Genomic DNA, 20,996 nt, shown 5'->3' on the forward strand with positions numbered 1-20,996 from the left:
GTTGAATCCACAGTCGATTGCTGTCATTGACTGATTCCGGTTTGGTATTTCCAGCACGTCTCAACAATTTCGGGAATTGACGCAAGCCTGCTCGGTAGCCGCCCCCTTGCGTTCTGAAAAGCTGTGCCAGGGTGGATGGCAGATATCAACCAGGAGCCTCACCATGAACACCGAAATCCTCCCCTTCCCCACCGCCGCCGCAGTACCGACCGCCGTCGTACCTGGCCGCCTGGTCTTCCATCGCGACGAGCCATCCCGTTTCGGCGCCATCGAAGTATTGAGCCACGATAGCGTGGTGAAGGGCCGATCGATGAAGCAGCAGCAGGAGCTCCCGTTTGATCCCGAAGATCTCGTTACCGCAGCGCAGCTGGCGGAAGTCCTTATCGATCTCGCCGGCCAGGCGGCAACACCGGCCAGCGCTGACCAGTTGGCGGCCTACGCTCGCACCCTGGCCGAGGCCTATGGTGCACATAGCCAAGCGGGTGACCTCGCCGTCGGCGACTTCGCGTTCTACCGCGAGGATTTAGATGCATACGGGCCCCTCTCCATACAGGCGGTCGCCTCGAAGATCACGGCCTACAGCAAGTACAGAGAGCTGGAGCTGGACTTCGACCAGGCGGACCTGAGCACTGCTGACAAACTGGCGGACGAGCTCGTCAGTGCCCTGGCCCTCGAAGACGCCGAACTGCGACAGCTGAAGGTGTCAGCTCGCGCAAGAGCACTGGCCGCAGCGTTCGCTAGCTAGCCATTCTGGCCGACCACTACTCCCGCCCCAGCGAGACCCTTCTCGCACAAGCCTTCCCTTGGTTACCAATCTCGCCGGCGCGCCCGGCGAGCTTTCTCGCACCCACCTACCACCGCGCGGCGCCGAGCCTCGCTATCGCAAATCTGCTTTCTGCAGGCAACCATCTAGCCACCGCAGCGGGATCCTGGGGTGCTCCCAGGCGCTGGTCGGCAGCACCGGCTGCAGGAGGTCAGGCAGCGCGCGCATTCGCTCAGCGTTGTTCCTCAGCGCCAGCCACAGACTCTCCGGATCGTCCTAAGCCACCAACAACTGGCAGACCTCCCGCCAGTTGATGGTGCCGCCCTGCTCCACCGGCGCCGGCCATCTGGTGGCCCGGGTGACACCCTGCTCATCCATCACCATGGGCGCCAGGTCGTAGATCGGCGCCAGCCGTACGCCCTCTCCGTCACGCAGGATGGCGGCGTTGCGGCCGTGGTTGTCCGTGTTGCCCACCACCTGATTGAGCAAGTCTCGCAGCAGGTACTCATCGAGTAGGCCTGGAATAGCGGCTTCCTGGCCAGAAGCCCGCCACACCCTCACCAGGGCCTCAATTATGTCTAGGTGCCCCAGGTAGCTCCCGGGCACCAGCGTATCCGTCAACGAATAGATCGACTCGACAGCGACCCGCTCAAGACCTGCGGCACCGGGTCGGCGATCTAAGCGCGGCAACCATAGGCTCGGCTGCCTACCTTCCTCGAGCATGACCCCGTCAACGGGGATCGTCTCCAGGCCGAGGCTATCGAGTGCCAGGTAGTAGAGTTACTCGCTACGAAGCACGTCCTGATCAACAGCCCGACCCTGATCGCGGGGAATTTGACGAGCCAGTGCCGAGCTGCCAAGTCGTCGTCAACGGTGCCGTCCAGGTAAAGCTCACCTTGATTACTCCCGGCCAGCAGGAGCTTTGGCGCGTCGCCGCCGGTGGCGCTTTCTATCGGCGCTCCTTATTGATAGGCGAAATCAAGGAAGTCGGGGTCCTGATGGATGACCTGGTCTCGCCGAAACGCAATCGGCACCGAGAGCAAAGGTAAACGCTCTGCCTGGCGGCAGGGTCGTTCCTACTATCTATTCTTGCAGTGCACGGCTGAGCTTTCGTGATGGCGCATCGAAAGCGGTTAAAACGCGTTGCCGCGCTCTGAGACACCGCGAAGCCAGCCGCCCCACCAATAACAACGGGTTTGAAGCAAATCACCTCAGTAACCCGTGCAAGGCGAAACAACCTTGAATAGCCATGTGCGTACGTAAGCACTTACGCGCTTAAGCACTCACGTGTTCGTTTTGAGCTACTCGGACGATGTGCGATGCGATGCTGGCCGAAGTCGGAGAGGAGCACGTGCGGCCATCACGCATCGGAGGCCGCCGGCGGACGCTCAAACCGGCGGCGCGCCTCGGACAGCCTCGAGAGGCTGAGCTTACGGACCTCAATCTTGCTCTGCTCGATATGGGCCCTCAGCATCAGTAGCGTGTCATCGCGCTTGCGCAGGCGTAGTGCCTTAAGGATGCTCACGTGCTCGTTGTAGGTCTCCTCGATGCGAGCACGCTGGGAGAAGTCCAGGCGTCGGACGATGCGAATGTGCTCCGTCACCTCGCGATGCACCCGCAGCATTTCCCGGTTGCCCGTGGCGGCTACCAGCCCGCTGTGAAAGACTTCGTCCAGTTCGGCGACCGTCTGCATGTCGGTATGGCGCTGGTCCTGCGACACGATCCAAACCTGGCAAAGGGCTTCCAGCATTTCCGGCAGGTCGACCAGCCCACACAGCCGATCTACGGCGGCGGATTCGAGCACAATGCGCAGGTCGTAGAGCTCGTCGATACGGGCGAAGTCGAGGGGCTTGACCATCCAGCCACGGCGGAACTCCACCTCCAGATAGCCCTCACGCTGCAGGCGGTACAGGGCGTCGCGTACCGGCGTTCGGGACACCTGGTAGCGCTCGGCGATCTGCGTCTCGGTGAAGCGGTCATGGGGCAGCAGATAGAAATCGAAGATCTCCTGCTTGATTCTCAGGTAGATCTGCTCGCCCAGGGCGTTGGTCTGAAACTGGGTCATGGGTTATCCCCGGGCGTCCAAGGTGTCCAGGTCGATACTGACGTGGGCGGCGACGACCTTCCACTCCCCTTCCAGACACAGCCAGGTCTGCATCTGGCGTCCGACCCGTGCGGTAACGCCATCGCTGAATTCGGTGCTGACGGTGGCGCAGTCCTCGCCGAAGGTGGTGACTACCGTGTGGTGCAGACGTCTGCCCGCCCCGACCAGTTGGCAGAGCCGTCGATACGCGGCGATGGCCTCGCTGCCATAGAGATTTTCCGCCACCCCGAAGCGCACCGTGTGGGGCGACGACCAGAAGTACCCGTCGAGCGTTTCCAGCTCGTTGGCGATCAGCGCCCGCTCGTAATCGCGAAAGGCCGCCGTTACCGCGGCCACTACCTCGGGAAGATTGATTGCGGAAACCGATGTCATGGCAGGTCCTTGTGCAGAGCGGCTTCCAGGGCCGCCAAAGAGGCCGTCCGGCCGACGATGCCGCCCTGGGCGACGATCATGTCCAGTGTCGCGCGTTTGAACGCCGGGAAATAGCTCTCCGTGGCCTCCTCGATCAGCAGACAACGGTAGCCGCGGTCATTGGCTTCCCGCATGCTGGTCTGCACGCAGACCTCAGTGGTGACGCCGGCGAACACCAGGTGGCTGACGCCCTCGGCTTGCAGTCGCTCGTGCAGACCGGTCGCATGGAACATGCCCTTGCCCGGTTTGTCGATCACCCACTCGCCCTCTATCGGGGCGACCTCGGCGAGGAGCTGGTTGCCGGGTTCGCCACGAACCAGGATGCGCCCCATCGGCCCGGGGTCGCCGACACGCATCCCGGGCAGTCCGTGGGCGTGTTTAGCAGGGGGACAATCGGACAGGTCGGGAAGGTGGGATTCGCGGGTATGGATCACCCGCAAGCGGTGCTGACGGGCCAACGCCAGCAGCCGCTGCACGGCCGGGATGATGGCTTTAAGCGGCGTCACATCGTTGCCCAGCGCCGCGCCGAAGCCGCCCGGCTCGATGAAATCCCGCTGCATGTCGATCACCACGAGCGCCGTACTGGCCGGCTTGAAGGCGAAGGCGTCGGGACGGGCGCTCACCTGGATCATACGGCCTCCGCCTGCGTCTCACCGCCCGCCATGTAGTGACCCAGCACGGCCCGGTCGGCCTGGGCGATGGCGGTCTCGAAGCCGATATGGCCATCATGCATCACCAAGATGCGGTCGGCCAGTTCCAGCAGTTCATCCAGGTCTTCGCTCAACAGCAGCACCGCCGCACCGGCATTCCTGGCCGCGACGATCCGTTGGTGAATGAGCGCCGCCGACGCGAAGTCCAGTCCGAACACCGGATTAGAGACGATCAGTACCGCGACCCCCTCGGTCAACTCCCGCGCCAGGACGGCACGCTGGACGTTCCCCCCCGATAGGGTACCGATGGGCCGCTCCGGATCGGCCGGCGTCACCTGGAAGCGCGCGATGAGGTCGCGCGCATGAGTACGGATGGCTCGGCGATCAAGGCGCCAGCCCTGGCGGCACAGCGGTGCCTGGTCGAAATTGCGCAAGGCCAGGTTCTCCGCCACGCTCAGGCTGGCGATGCAGGCATTGCGCAGCGGCTCCTCCGGCAGGCTGTAGAGGCGCAGGTCCTGCATCTCGCGGCGGGTGGCGTGATACCCCTGGCCATTCACCCGGATCTCGCCGGCACTGGCCTTGCGCTGCCCCAGCAGGGCCTCGGTGAGCTCACGCTGGCCGTTACCGGAAATCCCGGCGATACCCACGATCTCGCCGGGGCGTACGGCCAGCGACAGCCCGCTGACCGCCAGCGTCCCCTTGTCGCCTGGCACATCCAGCTTAACCACCTCCAGGCGAGGTGCCGCCTCGATCACGCCGGACCGCTCGAGCTTGGCCGCGGCGGCGCCTGCCTCGCCCATCATCCAGCTGGCCAGGAATTCGGGCGAGGTGTCCGCAACGGGCGTGCTACCGACCAGCCGGCCCTTGCGCAGGACCGTGACGTCATCGGCGAAGGCGGTCACTTCACGAAACTTATGGGTGATCATCAGCACCGAGATGTCTCCTCGATGGGCCATCTGCTGCATCAACCCCAGCACCTCATCGGCCTCCTGGGGCGTCAGGACCGAGGTCGGCTCATCGAGGATGATGAAGTGCCTTTCCAGATACAGCTGCTTGAGGATCTCGAGCTTCTGTTTTTCACCGGCAGCCAGGCTGCTCACCGGGCGCTCCAGATCCAGCCGAAATGGCATGCGCGCCATGAAGGCCGCCAGTCGCTCACGCTCTCGCGGCCAATCGATACGCCAGCCCAGGTCACCGCGTGACAGCACCAGGTTTTCCGCGACGCTGAGCCCCGGTGCCACGGTGAAGTGCTGATAGACCATGCCGATTCCGAGGGCGTGGGCGTCCCTCGGCGTGCGGATCTGTCGCTCGCGATCGTTCACCAGGATCGCGCCTTCGTCGAGCGGATCATAGCCGACGATGCCCTTGACCAGGGTGCTCTTGCCCGCCCCGTTTTCGCCCAACAGGGCGTGTACGGTCCCGCCCCTGACCTTCAGGGAGACCTCAGCCAGGGCACAAAAGCTACCGAAGGCCTTGCCGGCACCGATGATCTCAAGATCCAGGGCGCGCATGGCTCAGTCCCCCGCCAGCACGGCGAGCAGCATGGACGAGTCGCCCACCGCACCAAAGACCCCACCCTGCATCTTGACCATGTTTAGTGCGGCCAGGTGGTTGCCGTGGTCCGTGGCGCCGCAGCAGTCTTCGAGCAGGATGCATTCGAAGCCGCGGTCGTTGCCCTCGCGCATGGTGGTATGGACACAGACATCCGTGGTGATCCCGGTGAGGATCAGGTTGGCGATGCCGCGGGTGCGCAAGATGAGCTCAAGATCCGTGGCGTAGAACGACCCCTTGCCGGGCTTGTCGATGACGATCTCGCCCAGTAGCGGCGCCAGCTCCGGGATGATCTCCCACCCCGGCTCACCCCGGATCAGGATGCGACCGCAGGGACCGTCATCGCCAATGCCGGCGCCGATGTTCCGCGAGCGCCAGCGCTTGTTGGCCGGCAAGTCGGACAGGTCGGGACGATGGCCTTCGCGGGTATGAATGATAGGAAATCCCTGGGCCCGCATGATCTCGAGCACCGACTTTATGGGCTCGATGGGCGCGCGGGTCAGCGACAGGTCATACCCCATGGCATCGACATAGCCGCCGACTCCACAGAAGTCGGTCTGCATGTCGATGATCACCAGGGCGGTGTTGGCCGGATTGAGGCGACCGTCATAGGGCCAAGGGTAAGGCGCTGAGGCAAGGTGACGTGGATTCATGGATCACTCCTGCGCGGAGGCGGTGAACAGACGCTGCGGGGCGGGCAGTCCGCAGGAGCTGCCATCGGTGTGGACCACCTGGTCCTCCCACGGCAGCCGGTAGCGGCCGGCCGCCAGATCGTGCATGTAGGTGTAGGGGCAATCCTGCGCGCCACCCTTGACCGCGGAATAGCCGCGGTGGCCGAACTGGTAGATGTTGTTCTCCACCCCCCAGTGCAGGCGCGCTTCACGCACCAGGTCCGGACGCATTTCACAGCAGACGATCTCGTCGGCACGACCCCCACCCTGGTTCATCACGCTACCGTCGAAATCAACGAACATGGCTTCGCCCATCGAATCGAAGGTGCCATCGGATCCGCACATGCAGACACTGGCGGTCTGCATGAGATTGCAGAAGGCGTTGGCCTGATTGGTGATCTGCCAGGCCTGGCGGATCGGGGCGGTGTAGCCCGCCGTGCGGATCATGATCTCAGCGCCCTTGTAGGCACACTCGCGTGCCATTTCCGGGAACATGCCATCGTGACAGATGATCAGTGCCAGTTTACTACCCCGTGGACCGTCACAGACCGGAGTGCCCTGGTCGCCCGGCTCCCACGGCTCGACCGGCACCCAGGGATGCATCTTGCGGTAGTACAGGCGGATCTCGCCGGTGTCGTCGACGATTAGGCCACTGTTGAAAGGATTGCCCCGAGGATTGGCCTCCATGATGGAGAAGCAACCCCAGATGCGGTGGTCGACGCAGGCCTGGCGCAGCGCCGCCACTTCCGGCCCTTCCAGGGAGCAAAGGATCTCCGGTGAGGTATCCATGGACAACCCGTGCAGCGAGTATTCCGGGAAGACGATCAGGTCCAGGCTCGGCATGCCCCGCCGGGCCTTGCCGACCATCTCCACCACCCTCTGGGTCTGCGCCCACAAGGCTTCGCGCGTATGGGGATCCGGCAGCGACAGCTGCGCCAGACCGATCACGACGCCATTGGGCGACTTGTTCAAACCACCAAGACCACTGGACATGAGCTTTTACCTCTAGCGGGTGAGACTGAGCTCGCCGGGAGCACCAGTGAGGGTTCGATTCGGCCGGCAGGTGACGAACATCACCAGCAGCGTCAGGGCATAGGGCGCGGCGGCGAACAGGTAATAACCCGTGCTGATACCCACCGCTTGCAAAGCGGGGCCGATGGCACCGGCCGCGCCGAACAGCAAGGAGGCCCACAGGCAGTTCAGTGGTTGCCAGCGCGCGAAGATCACCAGGGCAACGGCCATCAACCCCTGGCCACTGGAAAGCCCCTCATTCCAACTGCCCGGGTAGTACAGCGACAGGTAGGCGCCACCGACACCGGCGAGAAAGCCGCCGACCGATGTCGCCCAGATGCGCACCCTGATCGGGCGATAGCCCAGGGCCTGGGCCGATTCGGCATGATCACCGACCAATCGCAGCATCAGGCCCCAGCGGGTGCTGCGCAGCCCCCAGTGCAGCAGGATGGCCAGGGCGACACCCAGGAAGAACAGCACATTGATGTTCAGTGCCGAGCGCACCCGCTCATCCGCGGACCAGTGACCCAGCGAAAACGACGGCAGCATGGGTGCCTGCGGCTGGATGAAGGCCTTGCCGAGGAAGAAGGCAAGGCCCGTTCCGAGCAGGATCATGGCGATACCGAAGGCGATGTCGTTGACCTTGGGTAGCGAGCAGACGATGCCATGCAGCAACCCCAACAGCAGGCCGGTACAGCCTGCCGCGAGCACGCCCAGCCAGGGTGAGCCGGACAGGTAGGACGCGGCATAGCCGGTCATGGCCCCCGCGACTAGGATGCCCTCCAGGCCCAGGTTGATGCGCCCGCCTTTCTCGGTGAGGCACTCTCCTAGACTGACGAACAGAAAGGGCGTACCCACCCGCACCGCGCCGGCCAGTAGCGCCAGGAAGAAGGTCAGCCAATCGAAGTTAGCCATGCTCGGGAACGCCTCCGCCCGGGGTTGCCGCCTTCGCCAACAGCCGCAGACGCCAGGCCGTGATACGCGGGCTCAGGGCTTCCCAGGCCAGCAGATTGGTGAACAGGATGCCCTCGAGGATCAGCGTCGTCGCATCGGGCAGGTCCAGGCGCCGCTGCAATAGGCTGCCGCTGGCTTCGACGCCGCCCAGCAGCGTCGCGCAGAGGATGATGGCCAGTGGGTTATGCCGGGCGGCGAAGGCCACCAGAATGCCGCTGGTGCCATAGCCGGCGATCAGCGCCGCGTTCGCACTGCCCTGCACCGCCGCGACCTCGAACATCCCGGCGAGCCCCGCCGCCGCCCCGCCGAGCAGACAGGTCATCAGTACCAGGCGATTGACGGAAAGTCCCAGCATCCGCGCGGTTCGCACGTTGCCGCCGACGATGCCCAGGGCGAAGCCGCTGACACTATGGCGCAACATGACATAGGCCAGCAGGCAGGCGATGACGCCCGCCACCAATCCCCAGTGCACGGCAAAGGCATCGCTTACCGCGCCGATGATATAGGTATCCTCGAGCGGTACGGTCGAGGGCTTGTTCAGACTCGCCGGATCGCGCAGCGGGCCTTCGACCAACTGGCGGAACAGCGCGATGCCGATGTAGGAGAGCAGCAGGCTGCCGATCGTCTCGTTGAGGCCACGACTCTGCCGCATCCAGCCCGACAGCCCGATCCACAGGCCGCCGACCAGCATGGCCGCCAGGCCCATCAGTACCAGCATCAAAGGCCCGGGAAACGCGGGTAGCCACAGGGGCAGCACCGCGGCGGCCAGACCGCCCAGGACCAGGGCCCCTTCCCCACCGATGATGATCAGTCCGGCCCGGGCTGGCAGCGCGACGCACAGTGCGGTCAGCATCAGGGGCGCGGCGCGTTGGAGGGTATTTTCCCAGGCGAAGGAAGAGCTGAAGGCGCCTTCGAAGACCAATGCGCCCGCCGCCAGCGCCGGCTTGTTCTGCACGGCGAGGAAGAGCAAAAACAGCGCGCCCGAGGACAGCACGGCGAGCAGCGTGGGCAGTCCGGGCAGCGCCCTAGCGGCCAGCCGTTGCAGCTTGTGTTCGAGGCTATTCATGCCACCCTCAGATCTGGCCCTGGACGCCTTCGACCAGGTAGTTCATACGTTCCAGCACCACGTCGGTCTGCGGCTGGCTGGTACCGTCCGCGATCACGACCGTGCCCTTGTTGTCCTTGATCGGGCCCTTGAAGATGACGAAGCTGCCCGCGAGCATTTGCGCCTTGATGGCGTCGGCCTCCTGCTTGGCTGCGTCGCTAACTTTTGCGCCGTAGGCCGAGGTCTTCACGAAGCCTTCCTTAAGCCCACCACGCATGAAGTTAATCATCGGCTTGCCGGCCTGCGCGGCCTCGACATGGGCGCGATAGGGGGTTTCCCAATTCCACTCGGCACCGGTGAGATAGCCCTTGGGCGCCAGCGCGGCCTGACTGGCGTGATAGCCACAGGTCATGACACCGCGCTTTTCGGCGGTTTCGACGATCACCTTGGGGCCGTCCACGTGACAGGTCAGGACGTCGCAGCCACGGTCGATCAGGCTGTTGGCCGCCTCGGCTTCCTTGACCGGCAGCGACCAGTCACCGGTGAAGATCACCGTCACGGTGATGCTCGGATCCACCGAACGGGCACCGAGGGTGAAGGCATTGAGATTGCGCAGTACCTGGGGCACGGGCTTGGCCGCGATGAAGCCAAGCTTCTTCGACTGGCTCATATGGCCCGCTACCACGCCATTGAGGTACTGGCCCTCATCGATGTAGCCGAAGAAACTGCCGGCATTGAGTGGATCCTTGCCCTCCTGCCAGAGGCCACCGCAGTGGGCGAAGCGGACATCGGGGTACTTCTTCGCCACCTTGAGCACATGGGGATCGAAGTAGCCGAAGGAGGTGGGGAAGATCAAGGTGGCGCCATCCTGGCGGATCATGGCCTCCATGGACTTCTGCACCGCCACGGTCTCCGGGACATTCTCCTCTTCGATCACCTTGACGTTAGGCAGCGTCTTGATGATCGCGGCAGCCTGAGCATGGGCCTGGTTGTAGCCGAAATCATCGCGGGCACCGACGTAGATGAAGCCGACGACGAGGGGCTTGTCGGCAGCCCGGGCCAGGCTGAACGGGAGCGCGGCACTGGCGCCGATCAGCCCTGCCAGCTTGATGAAATTGCGACGGTCGATAGGATTCATGTCAAGGTCCTCGGTGGGTGACGGCATCAGAGCGAGGCGCGATAGGCGCGCCAGCCCCCAAAGCGGGTGATGTCTTGGGCGCCATCGAGGCCGGCAGGCTCGCAGATGAAGCCCTTTACCAAGCGTCCATCGGCCAACTCGACCGAGCCGATGCCGAGCGGCGCGGGAATCGCGGCGACGAAGGCGCCGAAGAGGCGCAGCGGCATGGCCCAGACCTCGAGGTCGATCGCCGCGCCCTCCTCCGCCACCCTGACCAGGCCAGGCTTGGCCGGCTGGGTATTGGCCACGGCATAGAGGCGGTAGTAGTCACTCTGGCCACGGCATAGAGGCGGTAGTAGTCACTCGTGGTGGTGCTGAACAGGCGGCGGGCACCGCTTTCGAGCAGTTGCCAGTTCAGCGGCTGGCCCCAGAGATGTGCACCGACGACGGCCACTTCCACCTGGGGCTCATCCGTATCCAGAGGCGCAAGGGCGATGGCGTCGCCTTGGTCTTCGCCCTCGAACAGCGACTGCCAGCGGGCGGCCGTCTCGGCCAGGTAATGGTCCGAACCAGCCCGGCAGATCAGGGTGATACCTGCCGGCAGACCATCGGCCCGGGGTACCCCTGGCAAAGCGAAGGCCGCCATGTTCATCAGATTGACGAAATTGGTGTAGTGACCCAGGCGCGCATTGCTCTGGACGGGATCCGCCATGACCTCGGCGATGGTGGGCATGCACGGCGCCGTGGGCACCACCAGCAGGTCGAAACCTGCCAGCAGTCTTTCCGCGTCCCGGGTAAGGGCTTGCAGCCGGTATTGGGCCTTAAAGGCCTCGACCGCGCTGAAACGATCCGCGCCAGCCAGGATGCCTTTGACGATGGGATGGATGGCAGCCGGTCGTTCAGCATAGAACTGCCCTAAGGCCGCCCGCCTTTCGGCCACCCTGGGTCCCTGATAAAGCAGTGCGGCTGCTTCGGCGAGGACGGCATAGGGTATTTCGTCGATCGTGACGCTCGGATCCTGGCGCAACCGCGCCAGGCTCTTCGCGTAGGCTTGCGCGGCCTGGCCGTCGCCGAAGAATTCCGGCTGCGCCGGTACCGCCACCCTACACTGCCGGCGCTGCACCGGCCGAGTCAGGGGTTGGCGCGCATAGGCGTCCTCGGCATCGTAGTGGGCCGCCACCTGCATGACCTGCCAGGCACTGGCGGCATCCGCGGCGAAGATGGACAGGGTATCGACACTCCGGCAGGCCGGCACGACGCCGCGGCTGCTCAACAGCCCAAGGCTCGGCTTGAGCCCGACGATCCCATTGAATCCGGCGGGCACCCGCCCGGAGCCGGCCGTATCCGTCCCCAAGGCGAAGGCGACATAGCCCAGGGCGACGGCCACCGCCGAGCCGGAGCTGGAGCCACCGGACACGTAGCGCTTATCGACCGCGTTGCGCACGGCGCCAAAGGGCGAGCGGACACCCACCAGCCCGGTGGCGAACTGATCGAGGTTGGTCTTGCCCACCAGGATGGCGCCGGCATCCAGCAGACGCTGGAGGATGTAGGCGTTTTCCTGGGCCACGTAGGCGAACTCTGGACAGGCCACCGTGGTGGGCAGACCGGCGACATCGATGTTGTCCTTGACCGCGAAGGGAACGCCATAGAGCGGAAACCGCTCCTGCAGCGCGCCGCCGAGTTCGGTGGCGCGCTGCTCTAGCTCCCGAGCCCGAGCCCGAGCCTGCAAGGCCTCCTGCGGCAGACGGTGAATCCACACCTCTGGTCGATCACTGAGCTCCAGCGTCTCGAGCAACGTTTGTACGGTCTGACTGGGCGTCAGGTCCCCTGCAAAGTAGCGCTGTGTCAAGGTGCTGATGGGGTACGGCTTCATGAGCATTCGTTCTTGTATACAAGTGTGAATTCAAGAATTGCACGCTCTGTGCCAAACCTACGCCTCAGGACTATGAGTGCCCTCTATCCCTTGCCTCTGAGCCTTCACTCACGGCTGAAACGCACTGAGGTGAGTTTCAGATGAACGCCCTGTGCACCGGTAGCGTGCAGTCGGTAGGTGCACGCACCGCTTTGGTTGGCTTCGCAAGGAGTCGCCTGATCGGTCATGCCAGCCGCCAGTCGAGCACCTTCCATCCCGCGGCCTGGGCCTGAGCCAGCAGGACCTCGTCGGGATTGACCGCCACCGGGTGCTCAACCTTGCTTAACAGGGGTAGGTCATTACGGGAGTCGGAATAGAAACTGGCGCCCGCCAGGGACTCGTGATGTTCTTCCAGCCAGTGCTCGAGACGAATCACTTTGCCCTCACGGTAGGTGAGCACGCCCGAAGTGCGACCCGTATAGCGACCCGCGACGACCTCCAGGTCTATTGCCAGCACCTCTTCGATACCGAGGCAGGCCGCGATGGGCTTGACTAGGAAGGATGCCGATGCCGAGATCACCAGCAGACGGTCACCCGCCTGGCGATGCGCCTCCACGGTGCTGCGGGAGTCGGGATAGAAACGCGGTGCGATGACAGTGTCAAGGTAACTGCGCACCACCTCGGCCACCTCCTCGGGCGTCCGGCCAACCAGCGGCTCGAGGCTGAACGCCATGTAGTCTTCCATGGCCAGTTGCCCCCGGCTGTAAAGGGCCATAAGCGCCTGGTCGCGGCGCAGGAAGTCCTCGGCGTCCACCCAGCCGATGCGTGCCATCCACGCACTCCAGAGGCTGGCGCAATCACCGTGGATGAGGGTTTCGTCGAGGTCAAACAAAGCAAGAGCCATAGGAAGTTTCCAACGTGTGAAGAGACGCGGCCGCCAACCAAGCGCTGGCGGCCGAAAGGAACGGCTTAGCCCATTGCCGGCGCCACCGCGCCTTTGGAGGCCAAACGCGGGGCCAGGCCCAGGTCGAACAATTCGGCGACCCGCCGGCCTTCCGCCTCGCTGGGCTTGATCGCCAGGGCGCAACCCACGAACACCAGGGCGTTGAAGATCACGCCAACGATCCCGCTGGTGAGCGAACCCAGCGCAGCGATGTCGTCCGGGTAAATCACCGTCAGGACGATGGCGACCAGAATGCCGGTGAGCATTCCCAGAATGGCGCCCTGCTTGTTGCCCCAGCGGGTGAAGATGCCGAAGAACAGCGGCACGGCCAGCTGGATGATCCCCTGGTAGGAAATCTGAGCCAGCAGCTGCAAGCGCGCGTAGTTGAAGGTCAGGTAGGCCACCACGGCCGCGGCGGCAATGAAGACGATCATTCCACCCTTGGCCAGCGCCGTGAGTTGGCGGTCGGTCCGGGGCGTGGTCCAGGTCGCGAGATCATTGGCGAACTGCACACCGCAGACCTGCACACAGCCGTCGACATGACCGATACTCGCGGCCAGGACGATGGCGATGGCCAGCGCCAGCAACCACGGCCCGCCAATATCGAACAGCGACAGGAACCAGCCCTGCTGCGCGTGGGCCGCCACGTTCGGGTCCTGGCTGACCGCAGCGGCGAACAGCATCAGGATGCCGTAAAAACCGCCCACCAGCAGGATGGTGTAGACCGTACCCTTCTTCACGGAGCGGACGCCTCTGGCGGTGTAGATGCGCTGGAAGCTCATGGGCCAGCACATGGAGCCGATGACCCCGGTGAAGATCAGGCTGAACATGTACCAGGCGCCATAGCCGGTGCCGGTATCACCGGGAATCAGCAGCATCTTGGCCGGTAGTTCGGCCAGGTTGGCAAAGGAGGCGTTTTCACTGCCCCCAAGCAGGAAGATACAGAGCGCCGCAGCCAGGACGTAGGCGATCAGGCCCTGGTACATGTCGGTCATGATCAGGCCGCGCATGCCCATGCTTACCGTCCAGTATTGCCGGATCAGCACCACCAGCACGCCGGCGGTCAAGCAGGCGGTAATGCCCCAGCTGCCGAAGCTGGCGAACTGGAACAGCATGGCCAGCGCCTGGATCCCCATCACCACCCACGGAAACACCGAGATGATGCCGATGATGGAGGCGAGCCGCTTGACTGCCGGGCTGTCGAATCTCATGCCCAGCAGGTCGGGCTGAGTGGTTAGATTAAATCTCTGGCCCCACGTCCAGGCGCGATTGGCCATGAGGTACATGGCGGTCACGCCGAGGGTCGAATAGACCATGCCGTAGAACCCGAGGGCACCGCCCACCGACAGCGAGAAGAACGCCGTGAAGGTCGCCCCTGGCCACCAGGAGTTGGTGTAGCACATGGCGATGTACCAGGGCCCATAGGAGCGACCGCCGACGGCATAGTCGGCGAAGTCATGGCTCTGCTTGTTGGTGAGATAGAGCACGGCGATCATCCCGGCCAGGAACAGGCCGATTACGCCGAAGCTGATGAGCATGTCGAAGGTGCTGCCGGAAGGGATCATGGCTGAGTGTCCTCGGGGATGTCGCCATTGGCGGATTCGACGAGATAGAGCGCTGTCACACCGACGCCCAGGAGCACGGCGATGAGGATCCAGTAGAAGATCGGCAAGGGAACGCCCAGCACCAGTTGGGTGCGGCCACTCACGCTGAGGTAGAACGGCGGGAACACCGCCATTAGCAGCAGGGCGAAGAAGTACAGACCGAAACCGCAGGTCTTGAGCGAGATAGGACTGGCGGAGGTCATGCCGACACCTCCTTGCGCAAGCAGTGGTTTACCGTTGCAGAGACTGGACGATAGAAGAAGAGACTGTTCACGAGGGCTGGCTCCTGTGGCAGACCGACGGTTGATCGAGAGGGGCTTCGCGAGGCAGTCGAGGGGCGCTCTAGGAGGATGAGCGACTCATCCCCTGGCGTACGCCAGTGTTTCCTATCGTTGTCGGCCACCTTCTGCGAAGTGGCTCGGGAACTCGTCAGACCTGCCTGAGCCAGGTCTCCCAGCGGGAATCGTGGATGACACTACGAGCGCGGTGGTGCTTGAGCGCGCCATACTTGTAGAAGTCGAAGTCGATCTGCGAGACGGCGTGCTGCACCATGGCCCAGGTGGACCATTTGAGATCCGCCAGGGCCTTGTTGACGTACACCCGCGCCAGGGTCTGAGTGGTCACCGCGCCGAAGTAGTCCTCGACTAGTGCCAGCTCCATGTCCGGGGCGAAGAACATCTCGCCAAACCAGAGCGCCAGCTCATAGTGGCGATCGTTGTTGGAGGCGTATTCGAAGTCCACCAGCCGCACTTCGACGGCGGCGTTGAGCATGAAATTACCGGCCAGGGTGTCATTCATACAGGGCGCCAGATCGATACCCGACGCCTCCAGTGCCTGCCGGGCGCGGCGGTATTGGCGGTCGAGCCAGGCATGGTCATCGGGCCACTGCCCGCCCAGTTCATGCACCTGGCGCTGGTGCTCTTCGATCATGTCGAAAGCGGTCTTGGTCTGGATCAGCAGCGGCTGGTCGTTGAAGGCCTTGAGTGCGTGCAGTGCCCGGTGGCGGACGTCTCGGTCGAGAAAGTCGCGATTGGAGGAGGCGCGCCAGCCCTCCATGAACTCGAAGACCTCCACGCCATGCGCTTCGAGAAAGGCTACCACCGGAGCGCCATAACCAGTGGCCGCCGCCTTGAGGCTGGCATCGTGGGCGGTGCGCCGGTCGATGAAGAGTTCTGTGCCCTGCCCCGGCACTTTGAGGAAGAACGCCTTGGGCGCGCCCTCGATCTGGACCCGCCAATTGGTGTTGGAAATGCCGCCGCTGACCGGGGCGTAGTGGACTGCGCAGCCGGCCCAGGGTGCATGACTGAGAATCGCCTGTTCGAGCTGCTGTTCCGCCTGGGTACTGGCTTCGCCTAGTCGTTTCATCTCGCCTATCCTCCTACCTGACGGAGCCAGCTTTCGAAGCGTGACTCCTGAATCGTCATCCGGCAGCGCAACAGGGTCCACTGGCCAACCTTGGAGAACTCCAGCGGCCGCGTCGAGGCGACGCCGGCCCAAAGGCCCCACAGCGTCCAGTACCAGTCATCGAGCAGACCGTAGAGGCGGCAGCGGGCGTAGTCCGCGTCGCTCGCCGTCGCGCTCCAGCGGGCAATACCGGCGCGCCATTGCGGCTCGAAGGGATAGAGCTCGTTGAGGGTGACGGCAACGTCGTACCAGGGATCGAAGCAACCGCCCCGATCAAAATCCAGCAGCTGAAATTCGCCTGCAGCATTGACCATCACATTGCCGGCGAGGCCATCGCCGTGGAGCGGGCGCGCCTCGCTGGGATGCCATCGCAGGGCGTCCCACGCCTGGTCGACGCAGTCATCGATCCAGGCATGGTCAGCGGGCAAGGCCACCGACTGCTGTCGGCAGAGCGTGCGAAGCTTTTCGATATCGGCCCAGGGTGAACGCTCGAAGGCCGGTGCCGGCCCCTCCTGCACCGCTCGCTTGAGCCGCCAGAGCGCCTCCAGGCTGAGCTCCGGCTGCAGCCGGTCGAGGCGCGCCCAATGCCAGTCCTCTGGCGCCAGGCGCTCGAGCAGCATGACGCCATGGTCGGCATCCGCCAGCAGCACCGCCGGCGTGACCCCGGCCGCCGCCGCGCAACGGGTTGCCTCGACGCTCTGGGCGAAATCGATGACTGGCCGCATGTCGTCGTACAGTACCTTGGCATAGAAAGCGCCCTGGTCGCTGTGCACCTGGAACCCCGCCCATTCACAGGCCAGGCGGGTTGGCGAGGCCACGCCCGGGGTACCCGGCGAGAGCTGCAGGTCAGTCAGCCCGGCTGCGGTCAGCGCGTCTTGCAAACGTTTGAATTCGGGGGTGGACGTCATGGCGGGCGCCTCAGAGGTACAGCTCAGGTTGGCAACAGGTGCGATACAGCAAGGCTGTGAGGACGCGTAATCCTTGGTGCAGATCGGAGGTGGCCGAGAATTCCGCTTCGTTGTGCGAGAGACCGCCCTGGCTGGGTACGAACAACAGAGCCGCGGGATAGCGATGCCCCAGGCTGATGGCGTCGTGGCCAGCAACGGTGGCGCTATCGCCAGCGGGCACGCCCAGCGCCGCACAGGTCAGCCGCGCCAGATCGCTCAGCCCGGCGTGCAAATGACTGGGTGGGCGCAGTTGCTCGCTTTCGATCGTGAAGGTGGTCCCAGTACAGGCAGCGATAGAGTCGAGTGTGGCGCGGAAGCGCTCTTCGGCCTCCGCCAGCAGCGCCATGGACGGCGAGCGGAATTCCACCCAAAGTCGCGTCAGTGCCGGCACTACGTTGGGGGAGTTTGGCTCCAGCTCCATGCGACCGACCGATGTGTGCATGTCCAGGCCATGCCGCTCGGCCTCGGCCCTGACCGCCACGATGGCCTCGGCTGCGGCCAGGAGAGCATCGCGGCGCACCGCCATGGGCGCCGGACCGGTGTGATTCTGCTCGCCGTCGAAACGTATCCGCCATTTTAAGGCGGCCCAGGTGTGCCGTACCACGCCAATGGCAAGACCCTGGTCTTCCAACTGAACGCCCTGCTCGACATGCATTTCCAGGTAGGCGGCAACGGGGACGTCCAGCATCGCCTCACCGCGATAGCCGATCTGCCCTAGGGCCTCGCCCAGCGTCACCCCGGCGCCATCGCGGCTGGCCCAGGCCTCGTCGACCGAGAGCCTCCCAATGAAGACGCTGCTGCCAAGGAGACTAGGCTGAAAGCGGGCGCCCTCTTCGTTGGTCCAGTTCACCACGGCGAGATTGAAGGCCGGCGTTTCACCACGCGCTTCGAGTTGGCGTGCGATGCTGGCGATGGCGACCGCGCCGGCGACCACGCCATAGACGCCGTCGAAACGACCGGCCTTGGGTTGGGTATCCAGATGGGAGCCACAGAGCACATAGGGCGCTGTCGGATCGAAGGTCATCAGGCCAAACAGGTTGCCTACCGCATCGACCTGCACGGTGAAACCATGGGCTCGCAGCCAGGCACTGAAGACATCGCGCATGGCGCCATCCTCGGCGGATGCGGCGAGGCGATGCAGGCCGCCGTTGGCGGTGGCGCCGATGGCCGAGCTTTGCGCGAACAGCGCATCGAAGGCATCGAGGTCGGCCGCGTCAGCGACGGGAAGATCACGGATAAACGAGCTCGACATCGGCTGACTCCAGGCAGCGCACGAACTCGGCGGACGGTGGCCGGTTGCTGACCAGCGTATCGACCGCCGAGAACGGCAGGGTATTGATGAAGGTGCGGTGACCGAACTTGGCGTCGTCCGCCATGATCACGCTGCGGCGGCAATTCGCCGTCAGCGTGCGACGCAGATGCGCCTCGGGCTCCTCGTAGTCCATGAGTCCTAGCTCGGCGTCCACTGCGCCGATTCCCATGAATGCGATGTCGTAGTGAAAGCCTGCGGCGAACGCCAGGGTATGCGGACCGATTAGGGCGTTGTCGTTGCGGCGGATGTCGCCCGGGGTCATCAGCACCTGGTTGGCGCTGTGCTGAGTGAGCATCAGGCCGATGTCCAGGGAATTGGTCACCACCCGTAAAGCCTTGAACCGGGTGAGCTGCTGAGCGAGCGAGAGGGTCGTCGTACCGGTATCGAGAAACAGTGCCATGCCTTCCTGGACCAGCTCCGCCGCACAGGCCGCCAGTCGAGTCTTGGCCCGCGTCTGGATACGACTGCGCACCTGCAAGGGCTGCTCTTCGTTGGGCTTGGGCAGCACCGCGCCGCCATGGATCCGGCGCAGCTTGCCGACCTCTTCGAGGTGCTTGAGATCACGCCGGATGGTCTCTTTCGACACATGCATGGCCTTCGCCAGGTCCGCGGCCTTGACGCGTTGCTGCAGGTTGATGAGACGCAGGATTTCATCAAGGCGAGGCTGATTCAGCATGTCAGGGGTCATCCGCAAAAGAGAGAAGCGCTCAGTGTAACGGGCTGCTCCGGCTGATTTCGCGCGGCGTGCGCGCATCCTCACCGTGGCCTTGGGCGGCGGGAACAGGCGAGGAGATAGCAGGGCGGGTGAAGCCATGGAACGTTTCCTTTCACAGGTAGCGCGGTGAAAGGCAGGATGACAACGTGGTGCAACGGGCCAGCCTCTTTAGCGGGCGAGCGCCGTGTGGATCAGGTCAACGCAGCAGGGGCGGTACTCGGTGCGCCCAAGGCAGCAAGGCTTCGACCGCGGCACAGAATTGCAGGACCGCGGCATCTGCGTGCCGGGGGCCCACCACTTGCAGGCCGATGGGCAACTCGTCGGTACTCCAGGCGCATGGCAGGCTTGCTGCGGGATTTCCCGACAGGTTGAAGGGGTAGGTAAATGGGGTCCAGCGCGCCCAAGGAGTGCCACTGCCAGGTGCCTCGAAGCCCCGCTCCGGCCCGGTCAGGTGGGCAGGGAAAGGCAAAATCGGCAAGGTCGGCAGCAGCAATAGATCGTAGGACTCGAACAACGCATGGACTTGGTTGGCGAACACGGCGCGTTGCTGGGACGCCGCCAGGTAGTCGGCAAGATCGTACTGACGCGCCTTTTCGATCAGCGTGGCGAAGCCGGGATCGAGCTCGCTCAGACGTCCGCCCAGCGTCTTGCCATAGGCAATACCACGCCCTGCCACCCAGAGCGTCTCGAAGATGGCCAACGGATCGCGCCATTCCAGGGTCAGCCGCTCGACCTCAATCGGTAGTTGGCGTGCCAGGGAGTTCACTGCCACTTCCACGCCAGCCGCTACCTCCGGGTGGACAGGAGTCTCGAATAGCGTCGGACAATAGGCCACTCGCAGCGGGGGTAGCGCCTGGTCACAGCGCGTCAGGTAGGACTCCGTCGGCGCCGGGAGCGCCTGATGGTCCCGCGCATCCGGACCGGACAACACATCGAACAGCAAGGCGCTGTCACGCACGGTGCGGGTGATGGGCCCCGCATGGCTGAGCATTTCCGTCGCCGACCACGGCCAGGTTGGTATCCGACCAAGGGAACCTTTCAGGGCGAAGGTGCCGCAAAAGGCGCTGGGGATCCGTACCGAACCGCCCCCATCCGAGCCCAGGGCCGCCGGCACCATGAACGCCGCGGTGGCGATGGCGGATCCGGAACTCGAACCACCGCTCGTCAAACTCGTGTTCCACGGTGTGCGGCCGTCGCCGAATACTCGCGAGGTACTGGCGCCGGTCCAGCCGAACTCGGTGGTCGCCGTCTTTCCCAGCACTATCCCACCCGCCGCCTTGAGGCGCTGGATGATGGGTGCATCCATGGTCGGCACATAGTCGAGCGCGGTTAGCGAACCACGCGTTGTCCGCAGGCCGGCCGTATGGAATAGATCCTTGATGCCGAAAGGCACTCCATGCAGTGGTCCTTGGAAGCGACCTTCACGCGCCTCGGCATCCAACCGCCGAGCCTCGTTCAAGGCATGATCAGCGTAGACGTCCCCGAATGCATTGAGTGTGGGATTAGAGGCTTTTATGGAATCAAGACAGGCTTGAACGAGCATGATTGAGGTCAGCTGACCATCGCGAATGCGCTTGGCGGAGCTGATCACATCGGTTACAGCCACCTCTGATGCTGGCGTTTGCATAGGATTCCGGACCGTTCTGCCGTTCAGGTGTCTGAGCCGCATTGAATAGAGAATGCACGGTCACGGTCAAGTGGGGAATATTTGGTTTTGTGGAATATGTGGAATTCACGCATCGACTGACACGGAGGCGGTAGTAACGATGGAGTGCTTAGTAGCAGCACTATGCAATGGGGAAAAGTGGCGATTGAGGCAATACTACGGCCTGCATCTGACCCGGCAGGCGTCAGGGGTGACGGCTTGCGTTCTAGCGTCTTGGGTAAGCTAGGACTCGCGTCGGCCGACCGACTAGTCCGACGCATTCGCTGTGGGGGTTTT

General features: G+C 64.0%; 19 protein-coding genes and 1 pseudogene. 1 reads left to right on the forward strand and 19 read right to left on the reverse strand.

Annotated features, from left to right (window positions below; genetic code table 11):
• The first annotated feature begins 163 nt into the window (after positions 1-163).
• Positions 164-745 (forward strand): hypothetical protein, encoded by a 582-nt coding sequence (locus GSQ95_RS19545; RefSeq protein ID WP_158890424.1) that lies wholly within the window; start codon positions 164-166, stop codon positions 743-745.
• Positions 746-1,039: 294 nt separating this feature from the next.
• Here the strand turns inward: GSQ95_RS19545 and GSQ95_RS26205 are convergent, their stop codons facing one another.
• The 19 genes and pseudogenes from GSQ95_RS26205 to GSQ95_RS19640 form a co-directional block, all read right to left on the reverse strand.
• A complete protein-coding gene (locus tag GSQ95_RS26205; protein ID WP_178118372.1) occupies positions 1,040-1,534 on the reverse strand; it encodes a HipA domain-containing protein in 495 nt (164 codons plus the stop codon).
• Positions 1,535-2,123: 589 nt separating this feature from the next.
• Positions 2,124-2,828, reverse strand: a complete 705-nt coding sequence (locus tag GSQ95_RS19555) for a GntR family transcriptional regulator (RefSeq protein WP_158890421.1) — start codon at positions 2,826-2,828, stop codon at positions 2,124-2,126.
• Positions 2,829-2,831: 3 nt separating this feature from the next.
• On the reverse strand, positions 2,832-3,239 hold the full coding sequence (hpxZ, locus tag GSQ95_RS19560) for an oxalurate catabolism protein HpxZ (protein ID WP_158890419.1): 408 nt from the start codon (positions 3,237-3,239) through the stop codon (positions 2,832-2,834).
• The gene (locus tag GSQ95_RS19565; RefSeq protein WP_158890417.1) at positions 3,236-3,910 is read right to left on the reverse strand and encodes a cysteine hydrolase family protein; all 675 of its coding nucleotides are present in this window, start codon (positions 3,908-3,910) and stop codon (positions 3,236-3,238) included. Before GSQ95_RS19565 ends, hpxZ begins: the two co-directional genes overlap by 4 nt.
• Positions 3,907-5,439: an ABC transporter ATP-binding protein gene (locus GSQ95_RS19570; protein WP_158890415.1), complete on the reverse strand. Its 1,533-nt coding sequence runs from the start codon at positions 5,437-5,439 to the stop codon at positions 3,907-3,909. Before GSQ95_RS19570 ends, GSQ95_RS19565 begins: the two co-directional genes overlap by 4 nt.
• A 3-nt stretch (positions 5,440-5,442) precedes the next feature.
• Positions 5,443-6,132, reverse strand: a complete 690-nt coding sequence (locus GSQ95_RS19575; protein WP_158890413.1) for a cysteine hydrolase family protein — start codon at positions 6,130-6,132, stop codon at positions 5,443-5,445.
• 3 nt (positions 6,133-6,135) lie between these two features.
• Positions 6,136-7,143 carry a formamidase gene (locus GSQ95_RS19580; protein ID WP_158890411.1) on the reverse strand — a complete coding sequence of 336 codons (1,008 nt, stop codon included), beginning with the start codon at positions 7,141-7,143 and terminating at the stop codon, positions 6,136-6,138.
• A gap of 12 nt (positions 7,144-7,155) precedes the next feature.
• On the reverse strand, positions 7,156-8,076 hold the full coding sequence (locus GSQ95_RS19585; protein WP_158890410.1) for an ABC transporter permease: 921 nt from the start codon (positions 8,074-8,076) through the stop codon (positions 7,156-7,158).
• On the reverse strand, positions 8,069-9,181 hold the full coding sequence (locus GSQ95_RS19590) for an ABC transporter permease (RefSeq protein ID WP_158890408.1): 1,113 nt from the start codon (positions 9,179-9,181) through the stop codon (positions 8,069-8,071). Before GSQ95_RS19590 ends, GSQ95_RS19585 begins: the two co-directional genes overlap by 8 nt.
• 7 nt (positions 9,182-9,188) lie before the next feature.
• Positions 9,189-10,298 carry a BMP family ABC transporter substrate-binding protein gene (locus GSQ95_RS19595; protein WP_158890406.1) on the reverse strand — a complete coding sequence of 370 codons (1,110 nt, stop codon included), beginning with the start codon at positions 10,296-10,298 and terminating at the stop codon, positions 9,189-9,191.
• Positions 10,299-10,324: 26 nt separating this feature from the next.
• Positions 10,325-12,150 (reverse strand): annotated as a pseudogene (gene atzF, locus GSQ95_RS19600) (allophanate hydrolase).
• Positions 12,151-12,373: 223 nt separating this feature from the next.
• A complete protein-coding gene (locus GSQ95_RS19605; protein WP_158890404.1) occupies positions 12,374-13,033 on the reverse strand; it encodes an HAD family phosphatase in 660 nt (219 codons plus the stop codon).
• A gap of 65 nt (positions 13,034-13,098) precedes the next feature.
• On the reverse strand, positions 13,099-14,637 hold the full coding sequence (locus GSQ95_RS19610; protein ID WP_158890402.1) for a sodium:solute symporter: 1,539 nt from the start codon (positions 14,635-14,637) through the stop codon (positions 13,099-13,101).
• Complete coding sequence (locus tag GSQ95_RS19615) at positions 14,634-14,879, reverse strand: hypothetical protein (protein ID WP_158890400.1); 246 nt, start codon at positions 14,877-14,879, stop codon at positions 14,634-14,636. Before GSQ95_RS19615 ends, GSQ95_RS19610 begins: the two co-directional genes overlap by 4 nt.
• A gap of 226 nt (positions 14,880-15,105) precedes the next feature.
• On the reverse strand, positions 15,106-16,041 hold the full coding sequence (locus GSQ95_RS19620) for a choline kinase family protein (RefSeq protein ID WP_158890398.1): 936 nt from the start codon (positions 16,039-16,041) through the stop codon (positions 15,106-15,108).
• A 5-nt stretch (positions 16,042-16,046) separates the two neighbouring features.
• A complete protein-coding gene (locus tag GSQ95_RS19625) occupies positions 16,047-16,988 on the reverse strand; it encodes an aminoglycoside phosphotransferase family protein (RefSeq protein WP_158890396.1) in 942 nt (313 codons plus the stop codon).
• Between the two features lie 10 nt (positions 16,989-16,998).
• A complete protein-coding gene (locus GSQ95_RS19630; protein ID WP_158890394.1) occupies positions 16,999-18,279 on the reverse strand; it encodes a Zn-dependent hydrolase in 1,281 nt (426 codons plus the stop codon).
• Positions 18,257-19,015: a DeoR/GlpR family DNA-binding transcription regulator gene (locus tag GSQ95_RS19635; RefSeq protein WP_158890428.1), complete on the reverse strand. Its 759-nt coding sequence runs from the start codon at positions 19,013-19,015 to the stop codon at positions 18,257-18,259. Before GSQ95_RS19635 ends, GSQ95_RS19630 begins: the two co-directional genes overlap by 23 nt.
• Before the next feature lie 235 nt (positions 19,016-19,250).
• Positions 19,251-20,681 carry an amidase gene (locus tag GSQ95_RS19640; protein WP_158890392.1) on the reverse strand — a complete coding sequence of 477 codons (1,431 nt, stop codon included), beginning with the start codon at positions 20,679-20,681 and terminating at the stop codon, positions 19,251-19,253.
• Positions 20,682-20,996 lie beyond the last annotated feature (315 nt).

Origin of the sequence: Pseudomonas sp. BAV 4579, assembly GCF_009765395.1 — a bacterium.
Taxonomy (GTDB): domain Bacteria; phylum Pseudomonadota; class Gammaproteobacteria; order Pseudomonadales; family Pseudomonadaceae; genus Chryseomonas; species Chryseomonas aestiva.